General features: G+C 32.2%; 18 protein-coding genes and 1 rRNA gene. 7 read left to right on the top strand and 12 right to left on the bottom strand.

The window, feature by feature from the left end:
- Nucleotides 1-8: 8 nt before the first annotated feature.
- The 4 genes from bsdtw1_RS06970 to bsdtw1_RS06955 form a co-directional block, all read right to left on the bottom strand.
- A 16S ribosomal RNA gene (locus bsdtw1_RS06970) occupies nucleotides 9-1,528 on the bottom strand.
- Between the two features lie 698 nt (nucleotides 1,529-2,226).
- Complete coding sequence (locus bsdtw1_RS06965; protein ID WP_183276876.1) at nucleotides 2,227-3,513, bottom strand: VTT domain-containing protein; 1,287 nt, start codon at nucleotides 3,511-3,513, stop codon at nucleotides 2,227-2,229.
- Between the two features lie 477 nt (nucleotides 3,514-3,990).
- Nucleotides 3,991-5,112: an NAD(P)/FAD-dependent oxidoreductase gene (locus tag bsdtw1_RS06960; protein WP_183276875.1), complete on the bottom strand. Its 1,122-nt coding sequence runs from the start codon at nucleotides 5,110-5,112 to the stop codon at nucleotides 3,991-3,993.
- Nucleotides 5,113-5,322: 210 nt separating this feature from the next.
- The gene (locus tag bsdtw1_RS06955; protein WP_183276874.1) at nucleotides 5,323-5,910 is read right to left on the bottom strand and encodes a DUF1349 domain-containing protein; all 588 of its coding nucleotides are present in this window, start codon (nucleotides 5,908-5,910) and stop codon (nucleotides 5,323-5,325) included.
- Nucleotides 5,911-6,192: 282 nt separating this feature from the next.
- Between bsdtw1_RS06955 and bsdtw1_RS06950 the strand changes: the two genes are divergently transcribed.
- From bsdtw1_RS06950 to ahbB, 5 genes are all read left to right on the top strand, one after another.
- Complete coding sequence (locus bsdtw1_RS06950) at nucleotides 6,193-6,402, top strand: hypothetical protein (protein ID WP_183276873.1); 210 nt, start codon at nucleotides 6,193-6,195, stop codon at nucleotides 6,400-6,402.
- Nucleotides 6,403-7,107: 705 nt separating this feature from the next.
- The gene (nirJ1, locus tag bsdtw1_RS06945) at nucleotides 7,108-8,295 is read left to right on the top strand and encodes a putative heme d1 biosynthesis radical SAM protein NirJ1 (protein WP_183276872.1); all 1,188 of its coding nucleotides are present in this window, start codon (nucleotides 7,108-7,110) and stop codon (nucleotides 8,293-8,295) included.
- Nucleotides 8,296-8,663: 368 nt separating this feature from the next.
- On the top strand, nucleotides 8,664-9,647 hold the full coding sequence (gene nirJ2, locus bsdtw1_RS06940) for a putative heme d1 biosynthesis radical SAM protein NirJ2 (protein ID WP_183276871.1): 984 nt from the start codon (nucleotides 8,664-8,666) through the stop codon (nucleotides 9,645-9,647).
- 49 nt (nucleotides 9,648-9,696) lie between these two features.
- Nucleotides 9,697-10,164 (top strand): siroheme decarboxylase subunit alpha, encoded by a 468-nt coding sequence (gene ahbA / locus bsdtw1_RS06935; protein ID WP_183276870.1) that lies wholly within the window; start codon nucleotides 9,697-9,699, stop codon nucleotides 10,162-10,164.
- Entirely contained in the window at nucleotides 10,157-10,624 is a 468-nt protein-coding gene (gene ahbB, locus bsdtw1_RS06930) for a siroheme decarboxylase subunit beta (RefSeq protein WP_183276869.1), read from the top strand. The genes ahbA and ahbB overlap by 8 nt, the downstream gene beginning before the upstream one ends.
- A 301-nt stretch (nucleotides 10,625-10,925) precedes the next feature.
- Here ahbB and bsdtw1_RS06925 read toward each other — a convergent pair whose 3' ends face one another.
- Together bsdtw1_RS06925 and bsdtw1_RS06920 are read right to left on the bottom strand one after the other, a co-directional pair.
- Nucleotides 10,926-11,321 carry a bacteriohemerythrin gene (locus bsdtw1_RS06925; protein ID WP_183276868.1) on the bottom strand — a complete coding sequence of 132 codons (396 nt, stop codon included), beginning with the start codon at nucleotides 11,319-11,321 and terminating at the stop codon, nucleotides 10,926-10,928.
- 141 nt (nucleotides 11,322-11,462) lie between these two features.
- Nucleotides 11,463-12,356, bottom strand: coding sequence for an MBL fold metallo-hydrolase (locus bsdtw1_RS06920; RefSeq protein WP_183276867.1), 894 nt, complete (start codon nucleotides 12,354-12,356; stop codon nucleotides 11,463-11,465).
- A 268-nt stretch (nucleotides 12,357-12,624) separates the two neighbouring features.
- Here bsdtw1_RS06920 and bsdtw1_RS06915 point away from each other — a divergent pair, with 268 nt between their 5' ends.
- A complete protein-coding gene (locus tag bsdtw1_RS06915) occupies nucleotides 12,625-12,840 on the top strand; it encodes a hypothetical protein (protein WP_183276866.1) in 216 nt (71 codons plus the stop codon).
- A gap of 58 nt (nucleotides 12,841-12,898) precedes the next feature.
- Here bsdtw1_RS06915 and spoIVA read toward each other — a convergent pair whose 3' ends face one another.
- Together spoIVA and bsdtw1_RS06905 are read right to left on the bottom strand one after the other, a co-directional pair.
- The gene (gene spoIVA, locus bsdtw1_RS06910) at nucleotides 12,899-14,377 is read right to left on the bottom strand and encodes a stage IV sporulation protein A (RefSeq protein WP_183276865.1); all 1,479 of its coding nucleotides are present in this window, start codon (nucleotides 14,375-14,377) and stop codon (nucleotides 12,899-12,901) included.
- Nucleotides 14,378-14,574: 197 nt separating this feature from the next.
- A complete protein-coding gene (locus bsdtw1_RS06905; protein ID WP_183276864.1) occupies nucleotides 14,575-14,898 on the bottom strand; it encodes a nitroreductase family protein in 324 nt (107 codons plus the stop codon).
- Between the two features lie 191 nt (nucleotides 14,899-15,089).
- Here bsdtw1_RS06905 and bsdtw1_RS06900 point away from each other — a divergent pair, with 191 nt between their 5' ends.
- Nucleotides 15,090-15,539, top strand: a complete 450-nt coding sequence (locus bsdtw1_RS06900) for a GNAT family N-acetyltransferase (protein WP_183276863.1) — start codon at nucleotides 15,090-15,092, stop codon at nucleotides 15,537-15,539.
- Nucleotides 15,540-15,589: 50 nt separating this feature from the next.
- Here the strand turns inward: bsdtw1_RS06900 and bsdtw1_RS06895 are convergent, their stop codons facing one another.
- The 4 genes from bsdtw1_RS06895 to bsdtw1_RS06880 form a co-directional block, all read right to left on the bottom strand.
- The gene (locus bsdtw1_RS06895) at nucleotides 15,590-16,306 is read right to left on the bottom strand and encodes a site-2 protease family protein (RefSeq protein ID WP_183276862.1); all 717 of its coding nucleotides are present in this window, start codon (nucleotides 16,304-16,306) and stop codon (nucleotides 15,590-15,592) included.
- A gap of 114 nt (nucleotides 16,307-16,420) precedes the next feature.
- Nucleotides 16,421-16,768: an inorganic pyrophosphatase gene (locus bsdtw1_RS06890; RefSeq protein ID WP_183276861.1), complete on the bottom strand. Its 348-nt coding sequence runs from the start codon at nucleotides 16,766-16,768 to the stop codon at nucleotides 16,421-16,423.
- 235 nt (nucleotides 16,769-17,003) lie between these two features.
- On the bottom strand, nucleotides 17,004-17,282 hold the full coding sequence (locus bsdtw1_RS06885; protein WP_183276860.1) for a hypothetical protein: 279 nt from the start codon (nucleotides 17,280-17,282) through the stop codon (nucleotides 17,004-17,006).
- Between the two features lie 27 nt (nucleotides 17,283-17,309).
- Nucleotides 17,310-18,044, bottom strand: a complete 735-nt coding sequence (locus bsdtw1_RS06880; protein ID WP_183276859.1) for an aminoglycoside phosphotransferase family protein — start codon at nucleotides 18,042-18,044, stop codon at nucleotides 17,310-17,312.
- Between the last annotated feature and the right edge of the window lie 27 nt (nucleotides 18,045-18,071).

Below are 18,071 nucleotides of genomic sequence, written 5' to 3'. Positions count from 1 at the left end.
CTCCATAGAAAGGAGGTGATCCAGCCGCAGGTTCTCCTACGGCTACCTTGTTACGACTTCACCCCAATCGCTGACCCTACCTTCGGCTGCTGCCTCCCTTACGGGTTAGCTCACAGACTTCGGGTATTGCCAACTCTCATGGTGTGACGGGCGGTGTGTACAAGGCCCGGGAACGTATTCACCGCGACATGCTGATTCGCGATTACTAGCAACTCCGGCTTCATGTAGGCGAGTTTCAGCCTACAATCCGAACTGGGACAAGTTTTTGAGATTTGCTCCACCTCACGGTCTTGCGTCTCTTTGTACTTGCCATTGTAGCACGTGTGTAGCCCTAGACATAAGGGGCATGATGATTTGACGTCATCCCCACCTTCCTCCCGGTTAACCCGGGCAGTCTCGCTAGAGTGCTCAACTAAATGGTAGCAACTAACAATAAGGGTTGCGCTCGTTGCGGGACTTAACCCAACATCTCACGACACGAGCTGACGACAACCATGCACCACCTGTCTTCCTGTCGGTACCAAAGGTACCGACTTCCCCGGTTAAGGGTAATTCAGGAGATGTCAAGTCTAGGTAAGGTTCTTCGCGTTGCTTCGAATTAAACCACATGCTCCGCTGCTTGTGCGGGCCCCCGTCAATTCCTTTGAGTTTTAATCTTGCGACCGTACTCCCCAGGCGGGATACTTATTGTGTTAACGGCGGCACGGAGGTGTTGAAACCCCCACACCTAGTATCCATCGTTTACGGCGTGGACTACCAGGGTATCTAATCCTGTTTGCTCCCCACGCTTTCGAGCCTCAGTGTCAGTTACAGTCCAGAAAGTCGCCTTCGCCACTGGTGTTCTTCCTAATCTCTACGCATTTCACCGCTACACTAGGAATTCCACTTTCCTCTCCTGCACTCTAGATATCCAGTTTGGAATGCAGCACCCAAGTTAAGCTCAGGTATTTCACATCCCACTTAAATATCCACCTACGCTCCCTTTACGCCCAGTAAATCCGGACAACGCTTGCCACCTACGTATTACCGCGGCTGCTGGCACGTAGTTAGCCGTGGCTTCCTCCTTGGGTACCGTCATTATCGTCCCCAAAGACAGAGCTTTACAACCCGAAGGCCTTCATCACTCACGCGGCGTTGCTGCATCAGGGTTTCCCCCATTGTGCAATATTCCCCACTGCTGCCTCCCGTAGGAGTCTGGACCGTATCTCAGTTCCAATGTGGCCGATCACCCTCTCAGGTCGGCTACGCATCGTCGCCTTGGTGAGCCATTACCTCACCAACTAGCTAATGCGCCGCGGGTCCATCTTATAGCGGATTGCTCCTTTGATTTTCATTTCATGCGAAACGAAAATGTTATGCGGTATTAATCTTCCTTTCGGAAGGCTATCCCCCTCTATAAGGCAGGTTACCCACGTGTTACTCACCCGTCCGCCGCTAAGAAAGTTCCGAAGAACTTTCTCCGCTCGACTTGCATGTGTTAGGCACGCCGCCAGCGTTCGTCCTGAGCCAGGATCAAACTCTCAATTTAAAGTTTAATCATAGCTTACTTACTTAGTAAGTCTTTTTTCAAAAGAATTGCTGGTTTAGTTTAAGTCTAATTTTAGACTTTGTTTATCTTCTCTGTTTAATTTTCAAAGACCAAGTTGTTTTGCTGTTTTTCTGACAGCTTTTATATCTTACCACTGTAAGATTTCTTTGTCAACACATTTTTTAAAACTTTTTTAAATTTAATTTAAATTTCGTTTTAAAATCTTGTGTTGTTTTGTCGAACCGTGTTACAGCGACATAGACTATGATATCACATCTATTGATGCTCAATAATAAGTAATATGCCCTGAGAAGAATTTAATTATACACTTTTTTAATATATCTCCATATTCCTAAATATTTCACTAATTGATACACCTGGGAGTGTTTTTACCTAATTATTGTTATTAGCCAAACTTTAAAGGCACCATGAACATAATATTCATAGTGCTTTTATACTATTCCCCTGATATTTAATATCTATTCCTCTAAACAGATAACCTACTTGATCCTTAAACTCAAAATAAATATTTCGATGATTCTACGAATCTTTATTTGAAAAATTCTAATATGAAGGAGTTTATCCATAGGCGTACCACTTCTAGTCGAAATCTATTTTCAGAATTTCTGTGGGTTCTAGAAGTGAAATTTAAAAGACAAATAAGTAACATACCTTATCAGTATAGCTGCAATTTCTTATTAAATCTTAGGTAATATACGATAACACTCTAATAATATAATATTCAAGGTTAGCCATACTCCACCAAAAACATATCCAGCATAAATATCACTTGGATATTGAACTTGATAAAATAAAACACTTATACCACCAAGGAAACAGATTACTATAGTTATAACTACAGATGATATTCTAAGCCAAGTAATCTTCGTATGGCGTAATATGAGGAAACATACAAAGCCATATGTAACTATAGCCATTAAAGATTGCTCACTAGGAAATGTATATTTAATATTTCCTGAAAATAATACACCAAGTGGTCCCATACGTTTAAAAGCAAGTCTTAATAGAGTTTGTAAAGCCTCTCCACCTAAAATAGTAAAAAATACGAACCTAATTTCGAGAAACTTATCTATACCTTTCATTATGATGAATATAATCATGCAAACAACAACAAATATTAATGTCTTTAAAGAAGTTAGATAATAAAACACATTCATCAAGAATCTCCAATTATCAGTAAAGATTATCTTCATAAGATAACTTACAATTATATCAAATTGATTGAATTCATTAGCTAAAAAATCTTCAATGACACCTATTAGAAGAGCAAAGAAAGTGACAAAGGCAACAGAAACACTAAACATTGCAACTTTAATCTTACCGAAGGAATTGAATGTTCTCATAGCCTTTCTAAGTATTCTTATAGTAGCTTCAATAATCTGTTGCTTGTGGCTCCTATACAAATAAATAACGACTATAATTAAAGATATAATAACTCCGCCTATGATTAAATATTGGGTAATTAGCTTATGATACTTTTCCCACTTAGTACCTAAAAGCTTACCTAAAGAAATGAATGTTGTAGTCCATAATATAGCTCCTATGTAAGAATTCAAAGCAAACTTCTTATATGAAATTTCAGTTATACCGGAAAAGTATCCTGTAATATGTCTAACACCTGGTATGAAATATGATATAATTAGCAACCTATTTCCATACTTATTAAACCATACTGAAGTTTTTTCTAATCCCTTTGGTCCAAGATGTATATAATGACCATATCGTCTAAAAAAGCGAACACCTAATCTACTTCCGATAAAATAAGAAATTGTTACACCAATAATTGTTCCAGTTGATGCAACTGCAATACTAAAGAACCAATTTAATTTTTGCTGATTTACTAGAAATCCACAATATGTCATAAGAAGCTCACCAGGAAGTGGAAATGCAATTAATTCTAATGTCAATGCAATTAGCAAAACTATATATCCATAATGATCAAGTAGTCCAGTTATATACTGCATTTTTCATTCCTCCACGTCTTAACTTTTATAAATTCATTGTAATAAATTAAGATATAGTTCTTATAAAATTACATCTTAGATATATACAATTGTACACAGATTGTCCATCAAACATATTTATCCTTAACACTTACTAATCTAATATCTCGCCGACATTTAATACTTATATTATATACCATTTTCTGTGTCGATATCCTATTAAAGTTTTTACACATTCCTATTTCGGAATGCACCTAAGAAAAATCTACCATACCAACCAGATTCATTTTTCATTGTATTAATTAAAAACTAAATATGAAGCACTTCTTAATTTAAATGAATTGAATTTACTAACTTTAGCTAACATAAGAATTATATACTTTCCTAGTTTATTGCAAAATAATAAAGCCATTTGCTAAGTAAAAAGAGAGCCTTAGCTATAGGCTTTATTTTACCAATACATACCATCTTAAATTTACTGATACTATTCATATAACATTACCTACTATGGCTATGTTCTTTATAATTATTCCATAACCTCATAATAGGTGTCGATAATTTCATTAAATCAATGCTGTTTTCATTGCTACATACGTTATCGATTATATAATCAATGAATTTATTATCTAAATTTTTAATATATCCATCCATTTGTTCATTAGTTTGATTCTCCAAAAATCTTCTAAGCGTCATGGAGTGATTGTAGTTTTCGAATAATGGTTTAGTTAATTGCTCATAAACTCCTATATTACAAATGTCGTAAGCTGCATATACACCAGTTAAGATAGCCGCAAATTGGCCAAACCCAAGTCCAGGAGATATGGTACCAAAACAATTCCCTGCAAAATATGTATTGTCTATTTTGGCTTTATTACATATTCCCATCATATATCTAGTGATTTCAAATTTATCTGTAATCTTAAAGCTTTGTTTTAAATCCTTACTTACTAAGCTATAAGCTTTTTCCCACATTACTTCTATATCTAATTTTATGTTGTCAGGATAATCTGGATAGGCAATAACTATATTACCTTCTTTTTCTGAAAATGGTATAACCCAAATATAACCTTTAGGTATAATATCATAGTTGAACCATACATGCGGGTTACTAGTTACAAAGTTACCTTCAACAGTAGCACCTTTTATCGTTACAGTTAAATCACACTTATAATTTCCGATATCTGCTGCATATTGTCCATCCCCTGTAGCTAATACCACTGAATCGAAGTGTTTGCACAAATACGGATAATCATAGTTTGAGTTAAAAATAATTTTAGATCGTATTTGTCTAGCTAATTGACTCTCATATGAATTGTTATGCCTGCCTCTTATATTTGTATATCCAATCTTCCCTTCAATGTTCCCTATTTCATTTTTAGAATGAATGGTTAACTTTTTGACACGATCTAAAGGTTCTAAGTTTATATTGTAATTTTCCGAAATATATTCTAGTGAATCTTTAACTGGTCTATTTAAAATGCTAAACATAGCCTCAGAGTTAATAAATCTATCTCCTACCTTACTCCGGCTTTCAAAAATTGTTGGTGTAATTCCATGCTTTTCTAATGTTATAGCGCAAGAAAGTCCTGACATTCCAGCTCCCATAATAGCAACTTTCATTTACAACACCTCCTAAATATATAGAAAATTTTTAACTTCTTAATTTATACCTATAAAAGTGCAAGTACATATACCTAAACTATTATATTTAAGTTTTTATACTAATAAATTTCACTTTATAGTGTATACCTTATTAAAATCCCTATACATTGGCATTTCAACTAAACTTTTTTGAGACTTAGAAACTTTCAGAAATATATTTAACATTTATCATTTATGTTCAAGCCACTTGCATTCAGTTATCTCCATTTTAGTAAAGGTGGCCTTAAAAGAAGATTTTTCTGGACTACAGGCATATACACCAAATCTTATATTATCTGCACCTTCAAAAAGGTGGCAAATTCTCATTTGTTTATAATCTACTCCATCATAAGAGTATTCTATGCAAAAATCGCTTTCACGACGGCTTAATCTATAGTATATAGATTTAATATCAGCTGAAATGTCAGTTGTAGCCCAATCTGAATATCCGTGATTAGTAACCACACTGCCAAGTCTCTGATATTCATCATTTTCGTATTCAACAGATGCTTTAAGCCAATTATCACTATTTTGATAAAGCACTATGCCACACTGATCAAAACGATGCTTGCTTTCAAATTCTGTCATAACACAAAAAGAAAAAAACTTCTCATCAGTCTCCATAACTAAAGCAGGCGCATTATCATTTCTAAATCCATAATAAGTCCTCTGCCATAAATCAGTACCTGGCTCAGTAATCATAACTATTTTATCCTGATTCACTGACTTTTCTTCTAATTCTCTTATCCAAAATAGCTCTGTAACATCAAATTTCATTATCCTCATCCACCCTTTTAACTAAATATTTTGATAGTAATTTAAATATTAGGCACTATAGAGTTCCTAGCTCAAGTATTAATTTATAAAGCCCAGAATATAGGTGCGTGATTTTCTCACAGGTATAGATTAAATCATCCTTTTGAAATACAACTTATTATACCATAAATTCACAATTTACCTTTCGTAAACTACAACTTCAGCGGAAATAATAATGAATATATAGATTCAACATGGAAAATATAAAAATAAGTAATTTGAATTATTCTGGAGGTTATGGTTATGGAAAAAAGTCATGTAGACATGGAAAAACTTAATGGAATAGCTGAAGGTGAGCATTTTGAATTCAGAGATGTGGTATCCGCCACTTTACCCAAAAATGAACATGCACAAGATGGAGCTATTTTTAATAAGGAAGTTGAAGAAGGCGTTTATAAAAACATTGTTGTTATAAATGAAGATGTAGACCATGTAAGATATAAAAAAGTTTAATTTACAAACGGTGAGCGAGACTTCTGTTTCTGCTCACTTTTTATGATTACACTAAGTGTTATTTATTTCAAAGTATATCTTTATGTTTTAACGTATTATAGAAGTAAAGATAAATAATACACCTATACTTATTTATAAAATTTATTTCAATTTAAAACCTCTACCCCATACTACTCACAGTAAATATTATAAATACAGCTGCTAGGAGAAGTAGTATTACGGCAATTGTTGTAATAAGCAATAATATATACAATATTTTAAACTCATTTCTTTTCTGAACAATAGTTAATATTATAGAGATTATAATATCTCCCACCCATAAGATGTACCCCAAAGTATTGTCTAAGATTGTCCAATTAAAAATCCAAAAATATGTTATCAGTAGATTTAAAATTATAAACAGTACTGCTATCAATTTTATTTTTTTATTTTTAAACATAACTACTCAACTCCTCTTTTAACACACACGTACCATAATAAGGATATGCATCTGATTTATTCTATATAACCTCATACGATAGAAGTTTAAAAAAGTTACGGAACATGTAGAATAACTCTCACACTTTCAAGTATAAAATCCGTAGAACTTATGCATAATAAAACAAAAAAGCATGGCATTATATTCCTAATATAAAATATTTATACACAGTTAAAGCGCTGTATCGAATTTTCACCTTTAATGTTAAGAGAGGACACTGATTAAATATGATAAGTATAACCAAACTATTATGCGATTCTACCAATTATGGGGATAGCTTAAGATATGTAGAAGGGGCTTCATTAGAAAAATACGGGGTAAGCCCTGGAAGAGGTCCCGTAGTTGCTTGGAATTGTACAAAAACTTGTAATTTGAAGTGTAAGCATTGTTATGCAAGTTCAGATAGCAAAAAATATAATGGTGAACTTACGTTATCTGAAGCAAAAAAATTCATTGATGATTTAGAGGAGTTTAAGGTACCCGCCTTGTTGTTTTCTGGTGGAGAACCATTAATGAGAGAAAACATCTTGGATTTATTAGCATATGCAAATGAAAGAAAAATCAGGAGTACCATCTCTACAAATGGAACACTTTTAGACAAAAATACTTGCACTGCTTTAAAGAAAATAAATCTTGGGTATGTTGGCGTAAGTCTTGATGGAATTGGATCAAATCATGATAAATTTAGAGGGGTTAAGGGTTCTTTTGATAGCGCTCTTCAAGGTATAAGAAACTGTATTGAGGTTGGTCAAAAGGTTGGTCTTAGATTTACTATAAATAAAAATAATTATAAAGAGTTAGAGGATATATTTGAATTAATAAAAGAAGAAAAAATCCCTAGGGTCTGCTTTTATCATTTAGTTTACTCAGGTAGAGGAAATAAAATGATTGAAGAAGATATTACTAAGGAAGAAACTAGGCAAGTTTTGGATTTAATCATAAATAAAGCTATAGAGTTTGGCCCTAGTGTTGAGATACTCACAGTAGATAATCATGCAGATGCAGTTTATGCATGCTTAAGCTCAATAAACAAATGTGATAATAAAGCTGAAAACATATTAAGGCTTTTAAAAACTAATGGAGGAAATAGATCAGGAATGGCTTTCGCTAATGTTGATTTTTATGGAGATGTTCATCCAGATCAATTTACTTGGCAATATACTTTAGGAAATGTTAAAGAAGAAAGTTTCGGAGCAATTTGGAAAAACTCTAATAACGAAATATTAAATGGTCTTAGAAATAGAAAATCTTTATTAAAAGGTAGATGCTCAAACTGTAGCTGGTTAAGTGTATGTAATGGAAACTTTAGAACCAGAGCTGAAGCAATACATAATGATTTTTGGGCTGAAGACCCTGCTTGTTATCTCACTGATGAGGAGCTACTACAGCCTCGATATGGCAGTATATCAACATAAATATAAAACTATATAACTACTTTTATATTTAAATAGTTATATATAAAGTCTTATGGTCTCAAAATTTTATGGTTAAATATCCTACTAAGCTTTATTTTAGTTAAATCTTTATACTGTTCTAACTTCAACCATTAATTTATACATGCTAAAAGTTATAGGTGCGTGATTTTCAAACAAGTATAAATTAAGTTTCCGTAATGGAACCCTATATAGGGTTCCAACTTCAACTATTAATTAATACATGCCCGAAAATCCCCAGATGCCGCGATTTTCGAACAAGTATAAATTAAGTTTCCGTAATGGAACCCTATACATCAAAATTCAACTGAATAACAAGTAAAAAATTATAAAAAGGTGTGTAAAAATAAATGATAATATCCTGGAATACAACAAACAGATGTAATTTAAAATGTAGTCATTGTTATAGGAATTCAGGCAAAGAAGTAGAAGGTGAATTAAATACAGAAGAAGCCAAAAGACTTATCGATCAAATTGTAAAAGCAAATTTTAAAATTATGATATTTTCTGGTGGAGAACCCTTAATGAGGAATGACATCTTTGAACTCATAAATTATGCCTCTAGAGCTGGACTAAGATCTGTACTTGGAACAAATGGCACACTTATATCGAAAGAAATGGCTCAAAGATTAAAAGAATCCGGAATTTCTGCAATAGGTATAAGTCTTGATAGCTTAGATCCAAATAAACACAATCTTTTTAGAGGAAATGATACTGCTTATAGTGATACCGTCAATGCAATGAAAAACTGTAGAGATCTTGGCATTAGATTTCAACTTCACACAACGGTTATGGATTGGAACAAAGATGAAATTATCAGCTTAACTGATTTTTCAGTGGACATGGGCGCTGCAGCACATCACATTTTCTTTCTTGTTCCTACAGGAAGAGGAAAAAATATAGAAGACGAGTTATTAAGTCCAAAAGAATACGAAAAGCTGTTGACTTCAATAATGAAAAAACAAAGTGAAGTTAATATAGAAATAAAACCAACTTGTGCTCCGCAATTTGTTAGGATTGCAGAAAACTTAGGCATTAATAGCAGGTTTAAACGAGGCTGCATTGCTGGAATAGATTATTGCATAATTAATCCTAAAGGCGATGTTCAGGCTTGCGCTTATTTAAATGAGATAGCAGGCAATGTTAGGGAAAGTGATTTCAGTGAAATTTGGAGAAATAGTCAACTTTTTAATAGGCTAAGAGACCAAAAATATAATGGTCACTGCAACAGCTGCTCGGCAAAAAAAAATTGTGGTGGTTGCAGGGCAAGATCTGCATATTATCACAATGGAGATTATATGTCAGATGATAAAATCTGCATGATCAGCCATTAGAACTATTAAGCTCTGTAATATACTATACCATTTCTAAAGGAGTATTTTTATGGATGTAATAGATGAAAATTTACTTAATCTAATGCAAAATGAAATTCCAATAGATAGAAGACCTTTTAAAATACTAGGGCAACAGTTATCACTTACAGAAAATGAAGTTATAAAAAGAGTAAACAGATTAAAAAGTGAAGGTATTATAAGAAGAATAGGAGGTATCTTTAGTTCGAAAAAAATCGGTTATACAAGCACCCTTTGTGCCGCTAAGGTTCCAGAAAATAAAATTGAAGAGGTTGCTTCGTTAATAAATCAGTATAATGAAGTAACTCATAATTACATTAGAGAAGATGATTACAACATGTGGTTTACGATAATAACTGATTCTCATGAAAGTTTAAATACTATTCTACAGGACATACAAGTGAAAACTGAGTTAAGAGATATAATAAGTTTGCCATCAGTTAAATTATTTAAAATTAAAGTAGCTTTGAACCTTCAGGGAGATGGCAAAGATGATTGATAATTTTGATAAAAAAATAATAAGAAAATTGCAGGAGAATATTTCAATATCAGCTACTCCATTTAAAGAAATAGCTGATGAACTTAATATGAATGAAGATGACCTTATAAGTAAAATTAAAACTTATAATGAAGCAGGTATACTAAAAAGAGTTGGAGCCATACTCTATCATAGGAAAGCAGGCTTTAATGCTAATGCAATGGTTGTTTGGAAGATTGATGATAAAAATTTAGATGAAGCTGGAAAATATATGGCGTCTTTTTCTGAAATAAGTCATTGCTATGAAAGAAAGCCTTGTGATTCTTGGGATTATAATCTTTATTCAATGGTACACGGAAAAGATAAAGAAAGCTGCAATAAAATTATTGAGAAAATTTCTAATGATCTAGGAGTTAAAGATTACAAAATTTTATATAGCACTAGAGAACTTAAAAAGACCAGTATGAAATACTTTCTTTAGCTTCTCTTAAACTTTAACATTAAACCCTTGATTTTCCATTAAATTAATTATATAATAATAATGTTTTAAAATTTTTTTCACAAAACCGAGCTAGATTGAATTTATTCAGTCTAGCTCACTCCATTTATAAAATACTTTATTTACTTTCATTCCAAAGGATACTTCAACTCCTTTGTAACTTCTTTCCTTAATAACCATGTACTTCTTTAATGCTTAGACTTCAAATAAAAATAACCAATCACTCTATCTATTATGGAGCAATTGGTTATTTATTTAACTATAATAATTGTAGACATATGTACTATTTTGCGTTTACGTATTCTCTATCTTTTTCCATTATGTGCTCTTTAATCCATATAACTATGAAGTCTAAAAGATCTTGAACATACTTATCTTGATTAGAATCAACATCATTTAGATTAACATTACTTACCTTTTGAATAAAGGAATCATGTTCAATCTTATGAGTAAATAATTTCTTATAACCTATACTTGCAAGATATTCTTCTTCAGCAGAAAAGTGAAACTGGGCATAGTCTCTTAATTCTACTATTATCTCCATTATTCTATCATACTTGTCCACATAAAAATCATTGACTAAAAGCTCATAGCCTTTATTAGCTATTTCAAATAATTTCTTGTGTTCATTGTCTATTTTTTCCATACCAAGTTCAAATTCAGGTTTCCAATTAAACATTATACCTTCTCCTCTTTTAACAATTATTATTTACAAATATAGATAATTATATCACGTATGTTTCAAAATTGCTGTAAATAAAAAATAGATTTACAATAAATATTTTATCAAATTAAATTAAAAGCAACTATTATGCTTTTGTTAAAATTTCGAATATTTGATTATTCCCTCTTCTATCTGCAAACTTATACTTCCTATTTCGCTTAAATATTCAACATATGGTCTTAAAAGTCTTTCTATTAAACCATATCTAGCCATAGTATTTATTCTTAAGTTGAAGCTTTTAGTAACAGCTGACCTAACAAGATCCATGGTCATACCATCTTCTATCACTTCATATACTTTTAAAGCTATAGCTTTGTAAAATTCTATGTTAGCTCCTATAAGTTCTGTAATATCGTTGTAGATGCCTTTATGAGCTACAATGTATTTACTGCATTTTAAGGTATACAGCTTATCCTTACTTTTTAAATCTTCACTTACTATATAAGCATAAGGAAGCTTTGCTTCCCTCATAGTTTCATAACCTACTAAAGCATCCCCTAAATAACAGACTTCATCTGGAGTTGTAATGCAAATATGAGCAGCACTATGTCCTGGAGTATGAAAAATATCAAACTTAATTCCACAGACTTCTATAAAACTTTGATTATAAGAAATCATAACATCAGTTTCACAAACCATGTGTCCAAACTGTTCTCTAATTTCAGTTAAAGTTAGCATACTATAATATCCTTTTAAATTCACAATAGAGCTGCAAAGCATAGCTTCATATGCTGGCATTGCAATAATACAGTTATATTTTTTCTTAAAATATGTATTATTTCCTATATGATCTACATGTGCATGAGTGCATATTATAGCAGCTATCTTAAAATTATTATCTACAAGAAGCTTCTCTATTTCTCGTCTCTCACCTTTTGCTAAACCAGAGTCTAACATAATTATTTCTTCATCATTTATCTTATAAAATGGAAGATAAGTTCTTCCAGTATCAATACAAAAAGTACTCCCTTTAATGTGTTTTATCTTCATATAGTGTCCTAGTAAAAAAGTGTGCTATATCTATTCGAGCCACTAAATACTGTTCCTTTCCTAATATGCTAATTTAAGAACTATACTACCTCAGTTTAAAAATATTTTCAATATCACAAAGATTGTCATATGAATGTGCTAAATCCTTTGAGGCTTGCCCAAGGTGAATAATCAAATAAGCTTTTAAGCTTAAAACCACATTAATTTTTTCAATATAATAGTATCAAAACTATAAATTATATATAATCTTTTTATGGAGGTGAAATACATGAGAAAACTAAACAATTATCTATGTGTTGGGCTACTCATAAATGGAATTTGGTTAATCTCAAGTCATTTTAATTTACTACCTGATTTTATTGAAGGATTATGTGTAGGTGCTGGATTATCCTTAATACTAATGGGATTGTATGCAGAAAATCATGATATTTCTAAGCTAAAAAATTACAAAAGAACTTTATTAAAAAAAGTTTTTAGAAAATAAAAATAACCAATTACATTAAAATATATAATGTAATTGGTTATACTTTTCAACTAATGTTCTATAGAATTATGCAGATAAGTCCACCGTTACCTTCATTTATTATCTTTTGAAGGGTCTTTTGGATCTTAACTTGTACGTCCTCTGGCATCTTGTAGAGCTTGTTCTGTAGTCCTTCTTTTACAAGAACTTCTAGGGATTTACCGAACATATTACTCTGCCATAGTTTTGTTGGATCACTTTCGAACTGTTCTAGAAGAGATTTAAATAGCTCTTCTGTTTCTTTTTCTGTACCCATTATTGGTGATATCTCTGTTTCGATATCTGCCTTTATGAAATGCAAGCTTGGAGCGCTGGCTTTTAGCTTAACCACATACTTTCCACCTTGCTTTACAAACTCTGGATCTTCAAACTTCATTTCTGTTAGCTGAGGGGCTACAAGTCCATAACCAGTTTCTTTTACTTCCTTCAAAGCATCTGAAACCTTATCATATTCAACCTTAGCTTCATTAAGTTCTTTCATTAAAGTCATAAGTTCGCTTTCTGATGATATATCATTGCCACATAATTCACTAAGTATTTTATAGAAAATGCCTTGCTTTGGATTTAGCTTTATTCTTGCTGTACCATCGCCTAGGTTCATCTCATCAATATCAGTAAGTCCCATGAAATCTTCTTCTCTATATCCATCCAAGCAAGTCTTTATGTCTCTAACTTTAAATATGTTTTTACACATATCCTTAACTATGTTTAAGAAATTCTCTTTTAACCAGTGAGATGGATCTAATTTTTCTATCCATTCTGGCATATCTATGTTTACTTCCTTCACTGGGAATTCCTTAAGTACTTTTTTGAATAATTTGGTTATGTCTTCTTCCTTCATGGATAATACATCCATAACCTGCACTGGAACACTGTACTTTGCTTCAAGTTGAACCTTAAGTTCCTTTGTTTCAGGTGCATTTACTTTAGTTGTATTAAGTACAATTATGAAAGGCTTATCTATTGTTTTTAATTCTTGAATTACTCTTTCCTCAGCATCAACATAATCTTCTCTAGGTATTCCTGTTATACTGCCGTCTGTTGTTATAACTAAACCGATAGTTGAATGATCTGTAATTACCTTTCTTGTACCGATTTCAGCAGCATCTTCAAAAGGAATTTCATAATCAAACCATGGAGTGGTAACCATCTTTGCTTGCTCACCCTCCATATAGCCTAAGGCTCCTTTTACAATATAACCAACACAATCAACCATTCTTACCTTGAATTTTAAGCCTTCATCTAAAGAGATTTCTATAGCTTCATTAGGTATGAATTTAGGTTCAGTAGTATGAATACTTTTGCCTGATCCTGATTGTGGCAGCTCATCCTTAGCCCTTTCTTTTTTATATGAATTTTCTATCTTTGGTATTACCATAAGATCCATGAATCTTTTAATAAATGTAGACTTACCAGTTCTTACAGGCCCAACAACACCAACGTAAATGTCACCTTGGGTTCTTTCAGCTATATCCTTATATATATTAAAGCTGTCCAAGATATACCCTCCTATATATATTATTAACACTACATATATATTTAAATAATTCGGAAAATATACATAATTTTTTCTGATTTTAGAATATATATTAGTATTTTTGAAAGTGAGAAAACCCCACTCATCTCATATTTCAAATATATTCACAGGAGTGTATAAATACATCTTTTTATAATGAAATAATTAAAAATATTTTTTTATAACTTTTTCATATTTTTATGTCTTGCTCTATGTTTTCTTGCTGGGTCGTACTGCTGCCAATATACTACTTTTTCATTATATTGAGTTCTTGGCTCCTTTATCTCTCCAGCGTAACCCACATAAACAGCCCCTAGAGGAATAACATGTTCTGGTATGTTTAGAATCTTACGAACAGGTTTGATCTTACTTGGCAAAGGATAAAGGCCAATCCATATAGAACCTAGCCCTAAACCAGCTGCAGCTAATAGAATATTTTCCGTGGCTGCGCTGCATTCTTGTATCCAATAATCTATGCTTGGTTCAGAAAAAGCAAAGTCCATATTTCCACAAACAACTATTTAAGATTCTTTTTTCATACCTTTTAGTATTCATAAAATAATAAATGAAGTTAGTACTCTATAATCCAACTATGTTATAATTTATAGAGATTATGATAATTACTAATATTAACAATGAATTCACTTATACTATATTAAGTGATTTATTTCTTATATGAACAGAGGGATGAATAATGAAAATTATTAAAAAAACTCCTACAGACCCAGACGCTATTCTCTTAATGGATGAGTTATCAAAAACGTTAGAATCAATAACAGGTGACAGTGGGAAAAATTCTTTTGATCCAAAAGATGTCTGTGTCCCACGTTCTTTGTTTCTAATTGCATATGGCGAAGGCGAAGAACCATTAGGCTGCGGTGCTATACGCCCTATTGATGCTAATATAGCTGAAGTTAAAAGAATGTTTGCTAAAGCTAAAACAAAAGGTGTTGGAACGAAAATTCTTCTAACTCTAGAATCTGAAGCATTAAAACTAGGTTATTCAACCCTATGGCTTGAGACTAGAGTAATAAACAGAGCTGCAGTATCTTTCTATAAAAAGAGAGGTTATATTCAGATTCCAAACTACGGCAAATATATAAATAATCCTAATGCAATTTGTTTTGAGAAGAAATTACTTTAAGTAGACTTTTCACTTTCGATAAAATGGTCATTCTTAAATAAATGTCGAGACTATTTTATAGAAAACATTTTTACTACTTGCTTAGGAACTTGCCCTTTTAAATTCTCTAATTCTAATTTTTCCATTTCCATATTTTCAGAATCATCATTGTCTTTATAGAAATTATAAGCATAGTAATGACCTAAGTAATTAGCTCTTAAGTCTTTATCATTTATTAGTGCAACGATGTCATCAAAACTTGCTTCTTTATAGTTACCATGTACAATAGCATATTGATTTAGATTCCATATAGCAAGCTCAACTTCTCTAGTCTCTGCATCCTTATGCATCCTTAACCATCTTCCGCCATCAGTATAGAAAGCGCCGTTTCTAGCAGGAATCAAACAGGAAACTCCCATACCTAAAGACATAGCACCAAAAAGTGAAAGATATATATTATTTATAGTAATTCCTAGAGGTAAAAATATCGTTCCAATCGTTATAGAGAATATTGGTCCACCTAAAAGTACATATCCAAACTTTTTAAAATTAGCTATATCTTCTCTCTGAGGCATAGTTGCCCCTACTCCTCCCCAGAGCAAAGGATCTTTCTCAATAAAGAACTGTACCTTATCATCTTCCTTTCGCCTTAATCCAAAAGGACCAACTATAAGTAGATAAAACTTGAATCCTGACTTTAACCCCACAAGTATATGCCCTAACTCGTGAACCGCACTACAAATTACTAAAAAAATAAACACACTGAAAATTAAAAGCAAAAAATCCATCATAGCCCCTCCCTTCTATAAGAACTCTTTTATTAAGCTTCATGATAAGTCTACATTTTACATGTAAATACTATAATAAAACTTTAAGTATAATAGTTAAGATTTACACTTCTCTTACTTGTACAAACAAAAATACTTTGTAGTGAAAAACTGTTCCTGGAAATTCACTGCATTCTTAATATCTTCTTCTTTTAAAATAATATCCTCAGGAACTACAATCCACTTATCTTCCACATCATCTAATCTATGCACTACTGCTATTACTTTTCCAGTAAAACTCTTTACTGGTTCGTCAACCCCTAATATATAAGCATCCTGGTCTGCCCCATCGCCAGCAATGATTCCTTCTACATACCCATAGTTTACGGTATAGTAAATACTTTTGTGTCTAGGATGATACGTGCCTAGTGGCCTATCAACTGTAACTGTAACCATCTTCCCTAAAATATCATAGCTATTCATAAAAACTTTCATCTCCTTTAATATAGTTGCTGCCAAAGCTCCATGTTTAAAAGCAAAGAGTTATTTCTAAGCGGTTCCGGATTATCTTATAAACTTTTTAGCCTACTTGTTTAATTAGCTATATTCCTCCTCTTTGCTTAAATACAAATAAAATATTTAAATTCTATAAGAAAGAAGCTAAGAAAGCATAATCGTCACTCTTCTTAACTTCTTTTTGTTTTTGTAAATCATCTAATTATTTGTTTACAAATATATAGTTTGCCAAAATGTTCTTTCCAATGTAGTACAAAATAATTAGAACTAGAAGTGCAAAGAACCCTATATAGTAAAATAATACCCCGGTTATAATCCATAAAACTCCATCAAATATAGCCCATTGTCTTTCTGTTCCATCAGGATATTTACTCTTTACTACATTATAAGTACCATTTTTCCCTAAGTATCTTCCTTTAATTATAGCCAAAAGTCCGTTTATTATAAAAATTATAATAAGTAAGTATTCGCTTATCTTCATATATTAGTTCCTCTTCCAATCAAATTTTTATCCGTTTGGACATTCTCCCTTTCTTGCTTCAATAATCACTAATAAATAATCCTGTATCATTTCTCTTGTAACTTCCATTTCATTTAAATATAAATCCGCTAAAGCTTTTTTGAATTCTAGAAGCTGTTCTCTATTCTCAGCATCAGTTGGAACAGGTGTGTATTCCACTAAAAATACTGTTCTTGCTACATCATACAAAAAGTCTCCATGACATACATTCATAAAATCTATAACAACCGCACGATCACCTGATATTAGTATATTATCTGGATGGAAGTCTCCATGACAAAATGCATTCCCTTCTGGAAGGATGTCTAATATCCTCAAAGCTTTTTGCTGCTCTATTGTTTTTGATGAAGATATATCTAATATTTCTTCTCTTAAAAAATCTTTGTAGTTAGGTACATCACTAATATTATTTTGCCCCATTTTCTTATGCAGCCTTGCCATAGTTATTGCACACTGCTTCACATCTCCGGTCTTTAAAACCCAATGTAGAAGTGATTCACCCTCTGCTTTATCATATACAATGCCTAACTGCTCTTCAAAATCTATGATTTCATAAGCCTTTGGTTTTTCAAAACTCATGTTTTCTATAGACTTTGCATTATGAAATTCTCTTTCTATAGCATACTTAGAATATCCTTTATGAAAAAGTTTAAGGACTTTATCATCTTCCCATTCATATACAGTAGCAGTGTTTCCTATACCAATTATATTCTTAAGCTCCACTTCAAGTCTCCTAATCATGAAAGTATT

Origin of the sequence: Clostridium fungisolvens (assembly GCF_014193895.1) — a bacterium.
In the GTDB taxonomy this organism is placed as follows: domain Bacteria; phylum Bacillota; class Clostridia; order Clostridiales; family Clostridiaceae; genus Clostridium_AR; species Clostridium_AR fungisolvens.
The sequence above is the reverse complement of the archived record's forward strand: the minus strand, read 5'-3'. Positions and strand labels throughout refer to the sequence as shown.